Origin of the sequence: Leptospira ainlahdjerensis (assembly GCF_016919175.1) — a bacterium.
Taxonomy (GTDB): domain Bacteria; phylum Spirochaetota; class Leptospiria; order Leptospirales; family Leptospiraceae; genus Leptospira; species Leptospira ainlahdjerensis.
In genome coordinates this window covers 79893-99379 of the sequence record NZ_JAFFPU010000029.1, presented here as the reverse complement: position 1 = coordinate 99379, position 19487 = coordinate 79893, and the positions used below count along the sequence as shown (strand labels likewise).

The 19487-nt window shown below is 43.0% G+C and carries 14 protein-coding genes; 6 read left to right on the top strand and 8 right to left on the bottom strand.

What is annotated here, in order from left to right; translation table 11 throughout:
* Positions 1 to 30: 30 nt before the first annotated feature.
* Positions 31 to 1572 (bottom strand): LA_0442/LA_0875 N-terminal domain-containing protein, encoded by a 1542-nt coding sequence (locus JWG45_RS07645; protein WP_205279166.1) that lies wholly within the window; start codon positions 1570 to 1572, stop codon positions 31 to 33.
* A 731-nt stretch (positions 1573 to 2303) separates the two neighbouring features.
* On the opposite strand from JWG45_RS07645, the gene JWG45_RS07640 reads away from it, so the two are divergent.
* Entirely contained in the window at positions 2304 to 6746 is a 4443-nt protein-coding gene (locus tag JWG45_RS07640; protein WP_205279165.1) for a PAS domain S-box protein, read from the top strand.
* Between the two features lie 58 nt (positions 6747 to 6804).
* Here JWG45_RS07640 and JWG45_RS07635 read toward each other — a convergent pair whose 3' ends face one another.
* Together JWG45_RS07635 and JWG45_RS07630 are read right to left on the bottom strand one after the other, a co-directional pair.
* Positions 6805 to 7194, bottom strand: a complete 390-nt coding sequence (locus JWG45_RS07635; RefSeq protein WP_205279164.1) for a response regulator — start codon at positions 7192 to 7194, stop codon at positions 6805 to 6807.
* A gap of 115 nt (positions 7195 to 7309) precedes the next feature.
* Complete coding sequence (locus JWG45_RS07630) at positions 7310 to 9019, bottom strand: EAL domain-containing response regulator (protein WP_205279163.1); 1710 nt, start codon at positions 9017 to 9019, stop codon at positions 7310 to 7312.
* Positions 9020 to 9297: 278 nt separating this feature from the next.
* Between JWG45_RS07630 and JWG45_RS07625 the strand changes: the two genes are divergently transcribed.
* The 3 genes from JWG45_RS07625 (at position 9298) to JWG45_RS07615 (ending at position 13134) form a co-directional block, all read left to right on the top strand.
* Entirely contained in the window at positions 9298 to 10908 is a 1611-nt protein-coding gene (locus JWG45_RS07625) for a peroxidase family protein (protein WP_205279162.1), read from the top strand.
* A gap of 103 nt (positions 10909 to 11011) precedes the next feature.
* Positions 11012 to 11971, top strand: coding sequence for a YjgN family protein (locus JWG45_RS07620; RefSeq protein ID WP_205279161.1), 960 nt, complete (start codon positions 11012 to 11014; stop codon positions 11969 to 11971).
* 5 nt (positions 11972 to 11976) lie between these two features.
* Positions 11977 to 13134: a M48 family metallopeptidase gene (locus tag JWG45_RS07615; RefSeq protein WP_205279160.1), complete on the top strand. Its 1158-nt coding sequence runs from the start codon at positions 11977 to 11979 to the stop codon at positions 13132 to 13134.
* On the opposite strand, the gene JWG45_RS07610 is transcribed toward JWG45_RS07615, so the two are convergent.
* Positions 13127 to 13297: a hypothetical protein gene (locus JWG45_RS07610; protein ID WP_205279159.1), complete on the bottom strand. Its 171-nt coding sequence runs from the start codon at positions 13295 to 13297 to the stop codon at positions 13127 to 13129. The two genes, JWG45_RS07615 and JWG45_RS07610, sit on opposite strands and share 8 nt — an antisense overlap.
* A gap of 152 nt (positions 13298 to 13449) precedes the next feature.
* Here JWG45_RS07610 and hisC point away from each other — a divergent pair, with 152 nt between their 5' ends.
* Both hisC and JWG45_RS07600 read left to right on the top strand, forming a co-directional pair.
* Entirely contained in the window at positions 13450 to 14553 is a 1104-nt protein-coding gene (gene hisC / locus JWG45_RS07605) for a histidinol-phosphate transaminase (protein ID WP_205279204.1), read from the top strand.
* A 518-nt stretch (positions 14554 to 15071) separates the two neighbouring features.
* Positions 15072 to 15242: a hypothetical protein gene (locus JWG45_RS07600; protein ID WP_205279158.1), complete on the top strand. Its 171-nt coding sequence runs from the start codon at positions 15072 to 15074 to the stop codon at positions 15240 to 15242.
* Here the strand turns inward: JWG45_RS07600 and JWG45_RS07595 are convergent, their stop codons facing one another.
* From JWG45_RS07595 to mutL, 4 genes are all read right to left on the bottom strand, one after another.
* Positions 15243 to 16514 (bottom strand): replication-associated recombination protein A, encoded by a 1272-nt coding sequence (locus JWG45_RS07595; protein ID WP_205279157.1) that lies wholly within the window; start codon positions 16512 to 16514, stop codon positions 15243 to 15245.
* Positions 16511 to 16738, bottom strand: a complete 228-nt coding sequence (locus tag JWG45_RS07590; protein ID WP_205279203.1) for a hypothetical protein — start codon at positions 16736 to 16738, stop codon at positions 16511 to 16513. The genes JWG45_RS07595 and JWG45_RS07590 overlap by 4 nt, the downstream gene beginning before the upstream one ends.
* 62 nt (positions 16739 to 16800) lie before the next feature.
* On the bottom strand, positions 16801 to 17421 hold the full coding sequence (locus JWG45_RS07585) for a YqaA family protein (RefSeq protein WP_205279156.1): 621 nt from the start codon (positions 17419 to 17421) through the stop codon (positions 16801 to 16803).
* Positions 17390 to 19180, bottom strand: coding sequence for a DNA mismatch repair endonuclease MutL (gene mutL, locus JWG45_RS07580; protein WP_205279155.1), 1791 nt, complete (start codon positions 19178 to 19180; stop codon positions 17390 to 17392). Before mutL ends, JWG45_RS07585 begins: the two co-directional genes overlap by 32 nt.
* Positions 19181 to 19487: the final 307 nt, after the last annotated feature.

The following is a 19487-nucleotide window of genomic DNA, read 5'->3' as shown; positions in this document are numbered from 1 at the left end:
TTCCTGGACTAATTTGTCTCTTTATATTTTTTAGAAGCTGTGTGAAAAACCGATACTAAACCAAAACAAATGAGCGGGGATTTTCTGCAACAAATACGATTCTCGAATCATCTGTCTTAAGGATCCGTCGCCCGCGTCCGGAATCAGCGGACTACTCGCGATTTGATCGAGTAAATACTGATTGATTGGACCGTTTACCTTTGAAGGATCCACGATCAACCCGTCCTTCGTATTTCGGTTCACGAATCCTCCAGTAGCTCCGTAATAATTATCGGTATCATACATATACAAATTCGGTCTATAGACGTGATTGCCCTTGATAAAGAACTTTCCAAAATAGAAAGTCAAACTGCTCGTGATATCCTGTATCCCGTTTCGATTGTCCACGATGTTATTCGACATCGCGTAGCCGATATTGACCGCAGGAGTAATTCTAAAAAACTTCTCGCTGAAATATTCGTGACTCATGTAAAGAGAGAGGTAGTTTTTACCGGCCATCAATCCGGCGTTCTCCTGACTCATCTGAGTATAAAAAGAAATGGTAGGAGTGACGTAGGAAAGAAACGGAAGCTGCCAGAAGATATAATATTCCTGCCAAGCGAGCCGGGTTACCTGATTGGAAGTGTTGTTCGAACTTGTTACTCCTTGCGCCGCAAGGGAATTGTATCCCCCCAAAGGAGCGGAAACATAACCGGGGTTTTTGTTAAACGTATTGTAGAACCAAGTTCCTACAGTGAACTTTCCCCAACTCGTTTTTTCAAACGTATAATAAAACGCGTAGAATAAACCGTCAGCACGTTTCATACCGTTTTGTTCCTTATAAGGCCGAGGCGCCAAACCGCCGCAGGTAGGCCCCGTCGTATAATTCCCGTTAGCTACGTTTGACTGCGTTTCATAAACACAACTTTGATTCGCCAAATCCGGATTAGGCGCCGTAAAGGGAAGCCCTTGTCCCGGATAAGCGGGTCCGGCTCCGCCGGGAGAAAGTTGAAAACGTCCGTCGCTGTCTCGATCGTTTCTTTCGTTCAACTGAAAGTTTCCCCAAAACTGAACCATAAATCCCTTTAACGGAGTATTGATATTGATCGTAGGCTGATAGGATGGAACGAACGTTGTCGAAGGATAACTTTCGTTTCTTCTTCGATTTGCCATTTCACCCGAAAAACTCAGACCGCGCCAGATAAAGTCCGAGACGATCTCGTGGGTCACGTCGATCGTTGTATCCTTTCCTTGACTGCCCGCGTGCGGCGGTTCCCTTTCGATGGGCGCCGCGATTCCCGCATAAGGATTTGTCTGAGTCGACTCCGCTTTGGAAGGGGCAGTGGTTTTATCGGATGTGACCGAATTTTTTCCTTTATCCTGACCTTTTTCGTAGGTCACGCTAAAGACACTTTCTTTATTGATGTATCGAATGAAGTCCTCGTTTTCGGCGAGGAGGACTTTTTCATCGTCCTCCAAAATCACCTTACCACGGTAGATCAAACCGCTTTTTAAACGTACGATATCCGCCGCCATAAGAGAGGATGTAAAAAGGGAAAAGACAAAAAACAAAAGAAATACATTTGGCTTCATAAACTTCCGACCCTATCAATTTTTTATTTCCAATTTTTCAAATTATCAAACAGAAACGAATCCGAATTCAAGTTCCTTGTTTCGATACAATCCGGGAAGAATCACAGAAACAGGAGACTATAACAAGAATCAACTCGGAAAAACTTTTTCTTTCGACGAAGCACAATTAGACGATCTTTCAAAAATCGAAAGTGGAAGGCCCATTCGAATTGAGACAAAAGTACGTCTTTTTGGAGCAAAATTCACTAAAAGTTTAACGCTGATTTACAAGAAAGAACTGTAATCTTATAATCGACTTCCTGCTCGACTGTTGGATTCAAGATCGGCGCTTCCACCGTCTAAATGCGGAGGATCAACATCCGATTTTTGAAAAGATCAAAATTTTAATTCGAAAACGCTAATAGAATTTGAAAAAAGAATTTGGATCGATTGAATTTCGAAAACGATTCCGAACGACTTCCTTCACCTTTTGTATTGGAAAATGATAAATCACGCTCATTTAAGACATAAGCCGACGGCCGCTGTTTCCCTCAAGAGGGGGTTCTTCTCACAAGCGGAACAGGCTCTATTCTTAGATCCGATCTTAACGAACGCGGTTTGTTTTTTCGATTTTGTTTCGGGTTTTCCTTTTTCGGATTCGGTTTTCAAAAAGAATTTTTTTTTAGGAAATCATAAAATTCTAATCTATCTTGATTCTTTCGTTTTAAGGATCTTATTGAGGAAAAATAATCATGAATCCTGACTCCGATTCTTTCGAGAATTTAAAAAAAGAATTAGAAGAGTCCAGACTTCGGATCCGATCTCTGGAGAATCAACTACGTGAACACGAATTCTTAAAAGAATCCCTCCTCAAAGCCGAAAAAAGAATTTCTCAGATCATCGAAAATTCTCCGGACGCGATCGTGATCCTAAATATGGAAACCGGAAAGTTCCAGTCGGTCAATCAAAGGGCCTCGGATCTTTTCGGTTATTCTCGAGAAGAATTTCAAACGATCGGCCCGGTTGAGATCAGCCCTCACTTTCAAGAAGACGGAAGGTCCAGCGAAGAAGCCGCGATCGGATATCTCAAAAGAGCGAGTCAAGGCGAGTTAGTCACCTTTGAATGGCTTCACCAATCCAAATCGGGGGAAATCATTTCTTGCGAAGTTCGATTGATCTCTCTTCCAGGAGAAAAACTTTTAGTTCGCGGAAGTATTCTGGATATTCGAGATCAAAAAAAGATCAAAGACGAACTCAAAAAAAATCAGAAACGTCTGGAATCAGCAATTTACGGCGGAGAACTGGGACTCTGGGAATGGGATATTCCGACTAACGGCAATTCTTACAACGAATATTGGGCTGAAATGCTCGGTTACAAGCTGAACGAACTCGCACCGCACGTCGATACTTGGAAATCCCTGTTGCATCCGGAAGACCTTCCCTTGGCTGAGCAAGCCCTGAATCGATACATGTCCGGAGAAACTCCCGTCTACGAATGTGAATTCCGTTTAAAATGCAAGGACGGTTCTTGGAAGTGGATTCTTACCGTTGGAAAACTCCAAGACTACGATGCAAACGGTAAACCGCTTAAGATGTACGGGATCCACGCAGATATCGATCGGAGAAAAAAAGCGGAGCAACTTTTGATAGAAAAAGAAGCCGCTCTTTCCCGTTCCCAAAAGTTGGCCGGGTTAGGCTCCTGGGAATTCGATCTCACAAACGAAACGATGTTTGTCTCGGAATATCTCGGGAAAATTTACGAACTTGAGAATTTATCCTCCAAGGGAATCTACGGTATCGAACTGATTCATCCCGATGATCAAACCAGGGTTCTGAACTATTTCAAAGACGCGGTTAAAAATAAATACATTCGTGAAATCGAATATAGAATCGTCACGATTTCCGGTAAGACTAAAACGATCCTGAACCAGAGCGAATTGATAACCGACGAAAAAGGAGAACTTAAAAAGATCATCGGTTCGATTTTGGACGTCAGTGAAAAGAGAAAAAGTGAAAGGCTTCTTCAATACCGTCTCGGATTCGAAACGTTGACCACAAAAGTTTCGAGCGAAATCATCAACCTTCCTTCCCATGAGATTTCTCAAACGATTCTATCCGCTCTGGAAAAACTTTCTCTCTTTCTCAATATGCAGAGAGCCAGTATCGTTCTCTACAACTCGAAATATACAACCAGAAAAGTGATCTATGAATGGATTCATCCAAAAGCAAAAATTCAGAAAGAAAATCTAAATCAGATAGAATCGATCGATCCGAACAGTTTTATCACTGGAGAAATGAAGGCGGGACGAATCGCTAAGATCGAAAAACTGGAGGACCTTCCTTCCGGCACAAAATCCGATCTCGACCTTTTTTTCCGAAACGGATTTCAATCTTTTCTCGCAATCCCCTTAATGATCGGCGGCGCTCTAAAAGGAAGACTCGGTTTCGGATCCGAAAACATAGGAATCCGAAAAGAACCAGATCTCGATCGTCTGGAAAATCAACTCTTAAGAAACTTCGCGGAGATCATCATCAATGCGCTTGAAAGAAAAAGAGTGGAAGACGAGCTGAAACAGGAAAGAGACCTTCTCTCGTCCATCACGGAAAACAGCGCGACTTCGATCACGGTCTTAAACACGGAAGGCGAAATACTCTATGCAAATAAAAGTTCGGAACACGTTTTAGGGATTCGAAATTCCGAAATAACCTCCCGAAAATACAATTCTCCAAAATGGAAAGCAAAGTCGCTCGATGGAGGAGAATGGAAAGAGAAAGACCAGCCGTTTACGCAGGTAATAAAAACCGGAGCGCCGGTCTACGACATTCGACATGCGATCGTGACAGAAAACGGAGATGTAAAATATCTTTCCGTAAACGGTTCGCCGGTAAAAAATCAAAAGGGTGAAATTCAATCCCTCGTATTTTTAGTTACCGATATCACGGAAAACGTCTTAAAGGAAAGGGCCCTCAAAGAGAGTGAGGAAAGATACAGAACCGTTGCTGAACAAACCGGAAGTATCGTTTATGACTACGATATCTCCACAGGGAAAGTGACATGGGCCGGCGCCGTTTTTTCGCTGACAGGATTTAAACTTGAAGAATTCCAAAATTTTAATATAGATAAACGAATAGAATCCGTCCACCCGAACGATTTAGTTCGAGTTTTACGTGAAATGGAAGAATCGATGGCAAAACACTCCAAATTTCGTTCCATTTACAGATTTAGGACCAAACACGGAGCGTATATTTTAGTCGAAGACCGCGGAATTTTTATCTACGACGGAAACAACCAGCCCTTTCGTATGATGGGGGCGATGATCGATATCGCCGAAAAGAAAAAAGCCGAAGAGATGTTAAAGGACAGCGAAGAAAGACTTCGTCTCGCGCTCAACGCGGCGAATATGGGAAACTGGAGCTGGGATATAAAAGAAGACAGGATCACTTGGTCCGAAAAAGCGTTTCAGATTTTTAGAACGGACGCAGACGGATTCAAAGCCAATCTCAAGGCGGTCTCCGATCTGACACATCCTGAAGACAAACCTCTTTTGGAAAAAACCATTCAAAATCTTCTCACAGGTAAAAATCCGGGAGACGACTATTATTTTCAACACCGGCTACTTTTACCGAACGACGAACTAGCGTGGATCGAATCCAAGGGAAAACTCTATCGGGATCGGAATTTTCAACCCCTTCGAATCGTAGGAACGGTAACCGATATCACCGAAAGAAAAAAAGCGGAAGAAGAACTCAAAACGTCCGAGATGAGGTTTCAGACCTTTTATCAATTTTCGAACGAAGCGATCATTTTATTAGAAAAAGGGAATATTCGAATCGACGATTCCAATCCCGCCTTTCAAAAGTTATTCGGATATTCAGCAAAAGAAGCGGCCGGACTGAATTTGATTCGGCTCCTTTCCAGAAGTTCCCTAAAGGATTTGAGAAAAAGAAACTTTTCATTGGGAGGAAAGGATTCTACGGAAATCGTAGCCAGAAAAAAGAACGGCCTTTTTTTTCCCGCAATCGTAAGTGTCAGAACGTTTATCAACAAAGGAAAGCTCTTCTACTCAGTCAACGTAATCGACACGTCTCCGTTTAAGGAGGCAGAAGAACTCAGAATCGTGAACAACGAAATCCGGGTTAGAAACAAACTCATCGAAATCCAAAAAACGGAATTAGAGAATACGTTGGAGAATTTAAAAAAAACCCAATCCCAGCTGATTCAATCCGAAAAAATGGCCGCGTTAGGTCAGCTTATGGCGGGAATCGCGCACGAAATCAACAATCCGATCGGAGCCGTCCAAGCCTCCAATCAAAATATTCAAGAATGTCTCAATCAATTTCGTTCCCTTCTCCCCGACGTGCAACTCGCAATGGGTTCCTTGGATTCCGAATCGAGGGAATTGTTCGCCGAGTTTATAGAAAAAGCAATTTCCGGCAACGAACACTTTACGGGGATGGAACAAAGAAGCCGCAAAAAAGCGATCACAAACGTATTAGAATCCCGTAAAATACCCGCGCGACTCGCGGCTTCCTACGCAGACACGTTAGTCGATATGGGAATCGGAGAATTACCTGAAAAGTTCGTTCCCCTTCTTCTATTGGAACAATCCGAAATGATATTGGAATATTCTTCCTTGGAATCCTTCTTTTTTAGAAATACAAAGACGATTCAAATCGCGGTGGATAGAATCTCCAAAATTCTTTACGCCCTCAAAAACTTCTCCCATTTCGATATCGCCGGAGAAAGAATTCTCGCTTCGGTCAAGGACACGATCGAAACGGTTCTTACGATCTATCACAATCAGCTCAAAAAAGGAGTGGATCTTCAAAAGGACTTCGAGGAGGTTCCCCCTATTCTTTGTTTTCCCGACGACCTCCTTCATATCTGGACGAACCTCATTTACAATTCTTTACAGGCGATGCAGTTTAAAGGAACGATCCTAATTCGGTTAAAAAAAACGGGCGACGAGTTGATGGTGGAAGTAAAGGACAACGGCCCCGGAATTCCCGCTGAAATTCAGGAAAGAATTTTCGAACCCTTCTTTACCACAAAAGCTCCCGGAGAAGGAAGCGGGCTCGGGCTCGACATCGTAAAAAAGATCGTCCAAAAACACGACGGAAAGATCGAACTAGAAAGTGTTCCGGGGATGACTTCTTTTAAGATCTATCTCCCGATTCTTACCGAAAACGCCTAATCCGTGTTTTGTGGATTGTAAAAAAACAAAAGGAACCTTGATTCAAAGGGAAGGGGTTTTATCCCTGGAGAGCGGTTGTGATCGTAGAAACCAATTCTTTTTCATCCCAAGGTTTTTTGAGATAAGAACGCAGATTGATTTCCTTTTTCAAAGCTTCGATGGAAGAATCGTCGGCGTGGCCCGTTACGATCACCTTCTGGATCTCGGGATACTTGCTGTGAACTTGTCTGAGGAACTCATCCCCTTTTACGTTGGGCATCAACCAATCGGAAATGATGATAAGAATTCTGACTTCTTCGTGAACCAGCTCTTCAATGATCTGCCAGGCTTCTCCGGCGTCCAATGCGGTTTCGTATCGGTATCCGTCCCCGAGATGACGTTTCACCTGAGATTTCATGCTCATAAGTATCAGAGCTTCATCGTCTACAAAAAGAATTGCCTTATCCAACTGACACACTCACCTATTTTATTCGACTCGCCTAATCGTAAAAAAACGCAAGGTGTTACACTATTTGGAAAAAAAATAATGGCAAGTCAATTTTGGAAAAAAATGACAAACCCTTTTAAGGCGAAACCCGAGGGATAGGAAGAATCTCCGGAGACGGCTCCATAATATAATAACCCTGGCAAAACTCCACCCCGAGAGAACGAACGGTGTCAAATTCTTCTTTCCCGGCTACAAATTCCGCGATCACCTTAGCTCCGATACGATGAGCCATTTCCGTCATTGCAGAGGTAAGAAGAAAAGGTGTCTGACTCAAGTGAATCCCTTTGATAAACTTACCGTCGATTTTGATATAATCGGGATCAATCTCCATCAATCTTTCAAAATTGGATTGATCCACTCCGAAGTCGTCGATCGCGATCTTACAGCAGCATTCCTTGAGTTCCCGGATCGTCTCCAATCCCCGATCTCCCGCGGATAGCCGATCCGTTTCTAAAATTTCAAGAGTCAATCTTTCGGGAAAAATTCCGTAGTGTTGCAGGCGACTCGAGACCCAAAGTGCAAAACCTTTTTTTTCAAGATCGGATTCGGAGATGTTAATCGAAAAGGAATAATCAGGATGTTTTGAAAAGTATCGAAGCGATTTTTCGATCATGATCGGCGTCAAAAGTCGGATGATCCCCGTCGATCTAGCTATCGAGATAAAACTCGCGGGTGAATAAATCTGGTCCCCGTCTTGGATTCTTGCAAGACATTCAAATTTCGTAATTTTCTCGAGTTTATTGTCGTAAATTCCCTGAAAAAAAGGAATCACGTTACCCGCATTGATTGCTTCATTCAGCTTTCTTCCGAGGATCAGATTTATCTGATACTGATCCCCTTCTTCCATCGAATTGGAGTATTGCATCAATTCGAGTTCGCTGTTTTGAGCCGCGTTCATCATGGCGATTCTCGCCTTATAGTATAACGCAGAATAGTCGGTTGCGACTCCGATAGAAACGTTCACTCGAAAAGAAATTCCGTCCGCCTCCAGATATTCCGATCTGAGAAGAATCCGAAACGCAGCCAAAAGAGAATGGAATTTACTTTCCTCGATATCGGAAAGAACCGCTACCTCGTCTTGATAGAGATGAAATAATCTTCCCGACTTTCCCAAAAATGCGGAAAGTGAATTTAAGAATTGATTGAGAACTTTGTGATATACCCCGACTCCGAAATGATGAGTTGTAGAAGTGGAAGATTCGATTCGGATCACGGAAAGTGTAGAAGGAATTCCTCGAATCTCTTTTTCATCCAGAGCCCTGCGAAGACTTTCCAAATTGGGAAGTCCGGTCTCCTTGTCATAAAGAAGCGTTTTCTCCAATTTCTGATTGAGGTCCATGAGCGAGACGTCCTTAAAATAGGATTTGAGGGCCTCTCGAATCGTTAGAATCAAATCGTTCGAATCCCAAGGTTTGGAAAGATAACGATACAAGTTCGCATGGTTCAAAGCGTTTCCCACGGCGTCCGCGGAAGCCTGACCCGTAAGCATGATCTTTCGGATATCCGGATTTCGATTGTGAATCCTGATGAGAAGTTCGTCCCCTTTGACTCCAGGCATCACTTGATCGCAGATCACGACGGGAATATCGATCCCGAGACTTAGATATTCTTCTAAAATTTCCCAAGCGCATTCGGCGTCTTCCGCGGTCTCGATATCGTATTCCTTTCCGAATGCGAGTTTGAGTTGTTCTTTGAGTCCCCTCAAAATGATCAATTCGTCGTCGACCAAGAGTATGACCGGTTTTGATTCTACGCTTTCTTTTTTAGGAAGTTCGTTTCCGTTCATTCGTGATCCTAAACAGTGTTTTGTTTTACATTATACGATACGATCGAATCAACGTGTCGGAAATTTATTTCCAAAAATCAATTTTCGTCTTTCGCAGAATATATTTTAAAAAGCGGAAGTAAACATCCGTCTTTTTCTAACTCGCGTTAGTTTTTAATGCCGAAGATACAAACCCGACGATCAAAGTTCTTATATTTGACAACCGGGTCCGCAATTATAGCCTTCCCCGTAGAACGCCAATTATTTTTTTATATTCTTATGAAATCTGGAAGGTTTTAATGATTCTTGTTAATTTTGAAAACGAAAGAGAAATTAGTTTATCCGAAGATTCCCCACCTCAGAGTCTGTTGGAAATTAGCTTAGCCCACGGAATTCCTCATACACACGCTTGCGGAGGAAATGCAAGGTGTTCCACTTGTCGTGTCTTAGTTTTGGAAAATTCTTCCAATTTATCCGAACCTCAACAAAAAGAAAAGGATCTGTCGCAAAAGAAAGGTTTTCCTGAGGCTGTACGGCTTGCGTGTCAAGCAAAGGTTACGGGAGACGTACGAGTTCGAAGAATCGTTTTAGACGAAGAAGACTACAACCTAACGATCCCAGGTTCAGCGACAATCTCCGGTGAAGAAAAGGAAATCGCGATCCTTTTTAGCGACATTCGAGACTTCACTAGTTTTTCGGAATCTCATCTTCCTTACGACGTAATTCACATTCTCAACCGCTATTTTTACAAAATGGGAGACATCGTATTAAAACACGGCGGCAAGATCGACAAATACATTGGCGACGGACTTATGGCGCTTTTCGGAGTGGACGGAGGTTCTCCGGAAGAAATTTGTATCGGCGCTTTACGGGCGGCTAAAGAAATGGAACTCGAACTCTATTCCCTCAACGAATATCTAAAGTCGCATTTCCATATAAACTTCCGAATCGGCGTGGGGATACATTATGGAAGCTGCATATTAGGACAACTCGGCCATCCTGCTAACATGTCTTTTACCGCAATCGGAGATTCGGTAAACATGGCGAGCAGAATCGAGTCTAAGACAAAAAAGGCAGGAGCGACCGTCCTCATATCGGAATCGTTTTACGAGCAGGTTCACAGCCGCGTTCGTAAAGGAAGGGTTTTTTCGACAAAGCTCAAAGGAAAAACCGGAGATTACAAACTCTACGAGATCCAAGAGATCCTAAAAAAAGCGAGTCTCAATACTTGGGAAGAAGCAAAAGATTATCTTCGAAAGATCATCCTTGTGAGGGAGACTGGAAGTTGGTTAAAGTTAGTCTATCATCTCGCCTGTCTTTTTGACGAAAAAGAAAACTGGTTGGGGCTCGGTGCAGCAGCTCATTTCGAGAACTTTCGATCTCTTCCGGAAAACCAGGATATCGCAGCCAACCTGGATCGACTGATCGAGGCGAAGGAAAATTTTTCGCAAAAAAACGGAAGCTCCTATTCTCTCGCCGACTTTCTAGCGTTAGCTGGAGTGGTTTCTCTCGAAAAATCGGGAGGACCGAGGATTACGGTCGAACCGGGAAGAGAAGACAAATCCTTTGGTATTATTCAACAGATTCTTCCTTTGGGAATGATGACTCAAAAGGATCAGTTGCCTTGTTTGGGAAAGATGAATCTGAACATACAGGACCTAGTTACAATCTCCGGAGCAAGAACGATCGGATGGTTAGGCGCGGAATCCTTCACCGCCAATCCTTATTATTTCGATAACAGCTACTTCCATGTCCTATTAAAGGCCGGACTCGAAGGCCCGCTTTTGATTCCAAACGATAGGGAGTTATTAAAAAACGACGAATCAAGGGCTCTCGTTTTGGAATACGCTCTCAATCAGAATAAGTTTTTCGAAGATTTTACACAAACCTATAGAAAGCTCACACTTTAAAAATTCCTTTGGAAATTTTTTTCTTGAACGAATCGTAATCCTCTCTAACTTGATCGATCAGTACTTTTAAAATTTTTCCTACTTACAATCTCAGGAGATGGAAATGCAGAATGAAAATCAGAAATTCTCGATCGATGCAAAAGGAGAAGATCTTTTCTTAATCTATCTAAAGAACATTTTTTTCACTCTTATCACGTTCGGTGTTTATTATTTTTGGGCAAAGGTGAATACTCAGAAATTTGTCCACAGACACGTCCTCTTTCAAGGCCAAAGATTCGATTATCATGGTACCGGTAAGGAAAATTTCCTCGGTTTTATAAAAGGATTGGGACTTATTATTTTAGGAGCCCTTGTCGCGGGAGGAATTTACTTCTTAGCTTCCCTTTTAGGAATCTGGGCGAAGGTGATCGTAACGATCGCGCTTTATATGGGACTTTTATGCATCATTCCATATGTCGTAATCGGATCCAGAAGATATTTTTTGGGTAGAACTTCGTTTAACAATATTAGATTTCGATTTAGCGGAAGGGTGGAGGAACTGATTCGAATTTTTATTCCAAGCGCGCTTCTATCCGCGGTAACCCTCGGGATCTATTCCGCCTGGTTTATCAATCGTATGGAAAAATTTTATATTGAAAAATCTCACTTAGGAAACGCGAACTTTCAATACGACGGAAACGGAAAGGATCTGTTCTTTATCTATCTTAAAGGAATATTCCTGACTCCTTTGACCGCCGGGATCTATTTATTTTGGTTTCACGCAAACGTTCATAACTACATCTGGAATCACACGAAGTTTCAGGGAATCCCCTTTCGATCGGAACTCAAAGGTGGGACCGTTTTTATAAACGGGCTAATCTCTATCGTCCTGGTATTTTTTACGCTTGGGATCGGCGTTCCTTGGGCTTATCTTCGAGGTTTAAGAATCCTGACCGATTCTTTATATTTGGAATCCGCCCCCGATTTGTCCTCCATTCAGAGCATAAAAGATCCGAACGCGAGCGCGTTGGCTGACGGTCTTTCCGAGGCGAGCGAGGCAATCGGCAGTATTTTCGGCAATTAAAAAGGATGCCGGATTTTTATTACGACGGAAAATCCGCGATTCCGGTTTCTGGGGATCTAACTTCCGAAGAAACCGGTTTGATTTTTGAATCCGGCGATTCAACTCCAAAGACATTCCATTTTTCTTATACACAAATTCAATCCCTTGAGAAGCTGGGAAACGAATACCGACTGGAACTAAAAAATCCGAACGAAGACGGATCCGATCTGATTCTAACGTTCGAATCCGAAGATAAAGCCGCACGGATCAAAAAGAACAGAAGTAGGACGTTCGGTGACGGTCCCGGCGGTTTGATTTCTAGATTCCTACAACTTCCGAATTTGTATCAGATTTTGATAGCGGGTATTCTCGCGTTCGGGATCGTTCTGCTTCTTTTTACAAAACTCGATCGACTTTATATCTTTGTTCCGGAATCTGCGGACAAATCTCTGGGAAATCTGATTGGCGAACGATTCGAAGCCGGCTATTCCGAATGTAAAAACCGAAAACTCAAATACGGCGTGGAAAAAATTTATAGAACAATTCTTCCGAATAAAAGAAAAGACCGGTATGAAATTCGAATATTAAGAAGTGATGATATAAACGCATTTGCTCTTCCGGGAGGGAAAATTTATATTCTTTCCGGCCTGATCCGAGAATCCGAAACCCCGGAGGAAATCGCGGCGATCCTCGCCCATGAAATTTCTCACATAGAACAAAGACACGGGATCAGACAAGTCATTCGTCTTTTGGGAATTTCGATCGTCATCAAACTCGCGATCGGGCTCGGCTTTGAAGATATCGGCTCCTTGGAAACGATCACCGAAATCATCAATACGCTCACGATTCTAAGATACTCGAGAGAATTCGAAGAAGAAGCCGACGAGAACGCGTTTGAAACTCTTAAAAAGTCGGAAGTGGGAGTACAGGGTTTTATCGATTTTTTTGAAAGAGAAGAAACGAAAATCAGATCGGACAAAAAAAATAAGAATCAAAAACATTCCGATGAGGAAGGGAAAAAATGGGACCCGGAGAAAATTTTAGATTGGTTTAGCACACATCCCGACAATCAAGCCCGGATTCAAAAGGCGAAGGATTTTTCAAAACGAATAAAAACGAAAACAAAAGGAATCCAATTACAAAACTGGAAAAAGATTCGGGAAAGTTGCTCCGAATCTACTTAATTTCGTCCAGAGGAAAAAGCTCTTTTACGGTGTTTCCTAACGCACGATCAAAACTTTCAAAGGATCTTAGAATATCTTGAAGCAGAGCTTCGCCGTTTTTTAGGTCGTAGGAGGTCGGCATTTTCGCTTCCAGGAGTTCTTGTTCTAACTGCGTATCTTTCATTTCTTTTCCAGATTTTTTATTCGGCGAACCTGTAAGGATTAGAGGGAAGAAATTTAAAAAACCCAACGAGACAAAATCTTTTTTCGAAAGCCCTGGAAAAATGTTCTTAAATCGATTCCCAAATTTTTTCGGACTCAGAAGTATGGGAGATGATGGTCCAGTTTCAACCGATACTCAATTCTCTCAAAAGTTACGAAGCGGGAAAGCCGATAGAACTCGTGGTTCGCGAATTCGGGATCGACCCCGAAAAGGTGATCAAACTAGGATCGAATGAAAACCCGTTCGGTTGTTCTCCAACCGTCATCGAAGCGGTTCGAAACTTCGCGCCAAAAATGTCCCAGTATCCGGACGATTCTTACCTGGATTTAAAAAACGCGCTCGCAAAAAAATTCGAAGTTTCTCCCGAAAGGATCATTCCCGGAAACGGAAGCGATCAGGTTTTGGATTTTGCGTGCAGATGTGTTTTAGCGCCGGGAGATTCGATTCTCATAAATCGGATCACGTTTGCGATGTATAGGATCTACGCGCTCCAGTGCGGAGCAAAGATCCACTCGACCGAATCCGTTCCGCACGACTTAAATGCATTCTTAGATTTAGCGAGGGTTGTAAAACCTAAAATTTTGTTTTTATGCACTCCGTCCAATCCGGTCGGAGATGCGCTTTCCAAATCGGAAGTTTATGAATTCTTAAAACAACTATCCCCTGATACGTTAGTCGTCATCGATGCGGCTTATATGGAATTCGGGGAACGGAAAGATCCTGAAAAATTCATTCCCGCAAAGGAAGTTACGGATCTTTTTCCGAACGTTTTTTATACGGGCACCTTTTCCAAAGTTTACGGACTAGGAGGAATGAGAATCGGATACGGAATCGGGAACGCCGAGTTGATCCAAAATATCTACAAGATGCGTCCACCGTTTAGCGTCGCAAATCTTTCCGCGCTCGCGGCAACCGAAGCCCTGAAAAACGAAGATCACGTCGAAAATTATCTCCGAATCAATCTGGAAGAAATGAAACGGTACGAGGATTTTGCAAAAGAGCAGAGTATAGAATTTATAGATTCTTTTGCAAACTTCATCACATTATTTGCAAGAAAAAACGGAAAATCCTCTACAGAAATCACCCAATCTCTTTTGAGAAAAGGATTGATTCTAAGAGATTTAAAAAGTTACGAACTCAATGCACTTCGAATCACGATCGGAAGACCTGAACAAAACGAGAGAGTCATCGAAGCTCTCAAAGAGGAATTTATATAAGAATTTCATAATTTTTGAATACTTGGAGAGATCTGTCGTAACTCCGACAATCTTTTCGTGAAGGTCGCGCGCCCCGCCCAAATCTCGGGTGGAGGGGTGGGTGGCGGAAAATTCCGGAAGACTTTCCTCTATCACAGAATTACACTTTTTGCAAGCACAAAGCTCCTCGTCTCTTTCGTTGGAACTCCGACAAAAATCCTCACCCGCTTCAGTCGGGAACCGAATCGCTTCTCAATGAGCGAGTGGAGATAAAACAAGTTCCGGAAGAATTCAGAAATAAGAATGCGGAAGATCAGAGATTCAAAACGAGACCGCATGAGAACTCCGTTTTGAACAATCTTAGCCTCAACTTTTGAAACAAAGAATGAAAAAATCTCAAGATACGGCTCCGCGCCAAAGAACACAACGAATTTGTAACCGAAACGCAATTCTCCCTTTAAAAAAAGGGTTTAGAATTTTCTAAAACTACACGAAACGAATACTAAACCTAAAAGGTCTTATCTTCGAAAGGAGGAAACATGTTCAATTCAGAAGCAAAACAAAAACAAGCGAACTCGCCGATCAAAAGAAGTTCCAAACATTGGAATGCTGAATTTCAAACTCAGAAAAACGAAAAAGAAACCAAAAACAATTTTTTAGAAACTACAAGCAAACAGTTTAGAATTCGCCCCGAACTCTACGACAAATAATCAGCTTCCCTTCTTCCAAGGCGTTTTTTCCCAAACCTTCTCCAGATATTCTTTGAGTTTTAACTCCATCCCGTTGCCGGTCGGAAAGTAAAAACGCGGAGGTTGCCCCGCGATTTCATCCGGGAAATAATTTTGTTCCTTAAAACCGCCGAAATCGTGCGGATACACGTATCCTTGCGAGGCGCCTTCCTTCTTATGAAGAAAGGTGGGAGCGTTTCTGAGACGATTCGGAATTTTGATCCCTGTTCCGTGTTCTCTTACAAAAGAAAGCGCGGCTCCGATCCCCTGATAACTCGCGTTCGACTTTGGACAGGAAGCAAGAAACGTAGTCACGTGTGCGAGAATCAATCTTCCTTCGGGCATCCCGATCGCTTCGAGCGCGTGTAAACCGGAAACTGCAAGAGGTAAACCGTTGACGGAGGCGTTTCCGATATCCTCGCTCGCGAGAATGATCAGTCTTCGCATAATAAAAAGCGGATCCTCGCCGCCTTCGAGTAAAACGGCAAGATAGTATAACGCGGCGTCGGGATCGCTTCCTCTGACGGATTTGATAAACGCGGAGATAACGTCGTAGTGGGCTTCTCCGCTCTTATCGTATTCGATCACTCGACTTTCCAAATATTCTTCGATATCGGTTTTGGAAATTTCAGAATCGGGAGGAAAACTAAAACTGATTCCTTCCAAGTTGGAAAGAAGTTTTCTTCCGTCCCCTCCGGAGAATCGAATGAGAGTTTCTTTCGCTTCGTCGCTGAGTTTGATCGGAGGTGAAAGATTGGACAGTCCTCTTTCCAAAAGAGAGGATTGTTCTTCCAAACTCAAGGGTTCGATTTTAAGAATTTGACATCTCGATAAAAGAGGTCTTGTGATTCGAAACGCAGGATTTTCGGTCGTGGCTCCGATAAGCACGAGGTGACCGGTTTCAACACCTTTCAAAAGACTGTCCTGTTGCGAAGCGCTGAAACGATGGATCTCGTCCAAAAAGAGTAAAATTGTTCCTTCTCTCTCCGCCCTTTCCAATAATTTTTTGATCTCTGCGACTCCGGTCGAAACGGCGTTGTATTCGACATACGGAAGATTCCATTTTCTGCATAGAATGCCGGCTAACGTGGATTTTCCAGTGCCCGGAGGACCGTAAAGAATGATCGAAACGGGAGAACGATAGTTTACAAGTTGTTTAGTAGCTCGGGATTGGCCGATCACTTCCTCAAAAGAAGAAGGACGAATCTTGTGAGCCAAAGGCGGAATCGGCTTTTTTGTAAAAAGATCGCTCAAGTGGATTCCAATTCGTTTCGAATCTTACGAAGACAAGTTCTAATCGTCGCGTTGCAGACGTCGCAGGCGCTGTGACAACAAACCAGAGATTGTTCTCGGATGTTTCCTTGGAGAATGTTTTCGATCAACGCAGAAATTCGAATCGGAAGATCGAATAGATCCAAGTTCTCTCGGATGACCTCTTCTCTTGTTTTAGGAAATAAATTAGGCTGGTTGGTTTCCAAAAATTCGACCTTAATTGCAATCAATTCTTCTTATCATAAGACTGCTGCAAAGAGCAGAAGGTTTACATTCCGCCTCCGACCCAACCGAATTGGATCAGATAATAGAATACTATAAACCGAGGAATTCTAAAAAGACAACCCTGAAAAAAGAGAACATATCTCATTTTCATCGCCCCCGCCGCGAGAGAAACCCAAGAATACGGGAGCGGGGTCAGAGCCGCCAAAACCACTGCCCAAAATCCGTAACGATGCAGGTAGTGTTCGAGTTTTTGTTCGTGTTTTTTTACAAAACTCGCAACACCTTCGATTTTAGGCAGAAGAATTCTTCCGGTTAAATACGAGATCGTTCCTCCGATCAGACTTCCGATCGAAGCCGAAACGATGACAAGAACGGAATTCAATTTTCCGGCGACCGCGATCATCAAAAAAACGTCGGGTGGAATAAAAACGTGCAAAGAATCCGCGAGAAGAATTCCGATCCCAACTCCGAAAACACCCGTGATTTCGATAAACTTCTGCGAAACCGCAAGGACCGGTTCGGGGAAAACTCTCGCGAGGAACACAACTCCCAAAACGAGAATCACGATTCCGACTAACGTTTGGCGGAATAATTTGCGAACGACTCGATCCGGTTCTTTATCCGGAACTTCTTCATTTTCTGTGGAACATTCTTTCGAGGTCATCTCTGCTCAACTTCACTAAGGTAGGTCTTCCGTGCGGACAACGGGAAGGATTTTCACAATAACTCAATCGATTTAAAATTTCAGCGAGGATCGGATCGGAAAGATGATCCCCCTTTTTGATCGCGGACCGGCAAGCCACACATTTCGCCATAAGATCGTATAACTCGGGTTCGCTGGATTCTTTTCCTTCGGTTCGGTTTAAAAAATCGAGAATGATTTCTTTCTCCTGGCCCGGCTCCATATAAGCGGGAATTTCCCTTAACACGACGCTATCCTCTCCTAAAGCGTCCAAGAATATTCCAACTTCCTCATATTCCTTTCTTCGATTTAAAATGTCTTCTTGTTCTTGTTTGGAGACATCGATTCGAATCGGAGTCAAAAGCGGTTGAATCCCGTAATTCTTCTTTTCGAGTTTTCTCAAAACTTCTTCGTAACGAATCCGTTCGTGTGCAGTATGTTGATCGATGATATAAAAACCGTCTTCCGCTTCCGCGAGAATAAAAGTCTCAAACAAAACGCCGAAATGTTTTTTAGGAATAAAAGAAGAATGTTTTACAACGTTATCCGTCAGAGCGTTCAAAGAGGCCCCCGGCCCCATCCGATCCAGATCAAAACCTTCCTGACGAGGAACGTCCGCAAACATATCTCGGCTCAAAAGAGGACTTTGTCCGTATCCGGCAGGAGAATGCGCCTGATACAAAGAACTGCTTTTAAAGGATTCGGGCGCAGGCCTTAAGAGACGTTTCTTGAGTTCTAAAAAACTGACCGGAGTGCTCGAACGAAGTTCCTTTTGAATGAGAGTCAAAAAAAATCCGTTGAATCCTTCTTCGTCTAAAAAACGAATTTCTTTTTTAGCGGGATGAACGTTGACGTCGACTCGAGAAGGATCGATTTCAAAAAATAAAAAACAATACGGATGTCCGTTCGGAGGAAGGAGTTCGTCATAGGCTTTTTTTAAGAGCACGGAACTATATTTGATTTCGATAGGACGCCCGTTGATAAAGATAAACTGACCGGTTCGATTGGACTTATAAAAATCGGGATCGCTGATATAACCGAAGGCCTTGATTCCGCCGCGATCTAAACTCACTTCCAAAAGATGATCTCGGAAGTTTTCACCAAAAAGGTCGATGATTCGATCCTTTTTATTTTCCCTCGCCGGAAGCACATAGACTTCCTTTCCGTCTTGGAACAAACGAAAACGAATGTCCTCTCTCGCCAAAGCTTGAGTCGTAACACGGTCTCGAATTTTTTTATCTTCGGAACGAATCGATTTTAAGAATTTTCTACGGACCGGAGTATTGAAAAACAATTCTTCCACGAGAATTTTAGTTCCCGTAAAGCCGGGAATTTCTTCCTTCTCTGAAATTTTACCGCCGATCGACTGAATTTTCCAAGCGGTCTTTTGATCCTTGGTCCCGCTTTCCAACGTTAGGCGGGAGACCGAAGCGATCGAAGCCAGCGCTTCCCCACGAAAGCCGTAACTCAAAACGTTCTCCAGATCTCCGTAGTCTCTGATTTTACTCGTCGCGTGTCTTTTCAGAGCCGGTTCTAAATCCTCGGGATCGATTCCGAAACCGTTGTCTGTGATTCTTAAAAGAGAAAGTCCGCCGTCCTTGGATTCGATGTCGACTTGAGTAGCGCCCGCATCCATGGAATTTTCCATAAGTTCTTTAACAACGGAATGTGCCGATTCGATAACTTCGCCCGCTGCGATTTGATTGATGAGTTCGGGGCTGAGTTCCCTGATTTTTCCCATGGACTTCACTCCAGTCTTGGGAGAGAAAGCGTCACTGTCAAGGACGGGAACCCTGGAATTCTACATTTTTCCGAGCACAAAAGAACGAAGCCGCTTCCCGTAAACCTTCGGTTTTAGATCGAATCATCCAAGTTTCCGCGTTCAACGGCCGATTTCTTCGAATTCAAAAGAGCGTTCAATTTATCGGATGATTTCAAAGGACAAAAAGAATTCAATTCTTCTTAGAAAGGAAAATCAACATTCCATTCTAATTATAAAATTCACTCTTTAATTGAAATGTATTCTATAATTAGAATATACCTTCTCG

Bases quoted from the DNA above. Each gene is read 5' to 3' on its own strand.
- JWG45_RS07585 (WP_205279156.1), bottom strand. From the start codon at position 17,421: ATGACCTCGAAAGAATGTTCCACAGAAAATGAAGAAGTTCCGGATAAA.
- mutL (WP_205279155.1), bottom strand. From the start codon at position 19,180: ATGGGAAAAATCAGGGAACTCAGCCCCGAACTCATCAATCAAATCGCA.
- JWG45_RS07600 (WP_205279158.1), top strand. From the start codon at position 15,072: ATGTTCAATTCAGAAGCAAAACAAAAACAAGCGAACTCGCCGATCAAA.
- JWG45_RS07625 (WP_205279162.1), top strand. From the start codon at position 9,298: ATGATTCTTGTTAATTTTGAAAACGAAAGAGAAATTAGTTTATCCGAA.
- JWG45_RS07610 (WP_205279159.1), bottom strand. From the start codon at position 13,297: ATGAAAGATACGCAGTTAGAACAAGAACTCCTGGAAGCGAAAATGCCG.
- JWG45_RS07620 (WP_205279161.1), top strand. From the start codon at position 11,012: ATGCAGAATGAAAATCAGAAATTCTCGATCGATGCAAAAGGAGAAGAT.
- JWG45_RS07640 (WP_205279165.1), top strand. From the start codon at position 2,304: ATGAATCCTGACTCCGATTCTTTCGAGAATTTAAAAAAAGAATTAGAA.
- JWG45_RS07615 (WP_205279160.1), top strand. From the start codon at position 11,977: ATGCCGGATTTTTATTACGACGGAAAATCCGCGATTCCGGTTTCTGGG.
- hisC (WP_205279204.1), top strand. From the start codon at position 13,450: ATGGTCCAGTTTCAACCGATACTCAATTCTCTCAAAAGTTACGAAGCG.
- JWG45_RS07645 (WP_205279166.1), bottom strand. From the start codon at position 1,572: ATGAAGCCAAATGTATTTCTTTTGTTTTTTGTCTTTTCCCTTTTTACA.
- JWG45_RS07630 (WP_205279163.1), bottom strand. From the start codon at position 9,019: ATGAACGGAAACGAACTTCCTAAAAAAGAAAGCGTAGAATCAAAACCG.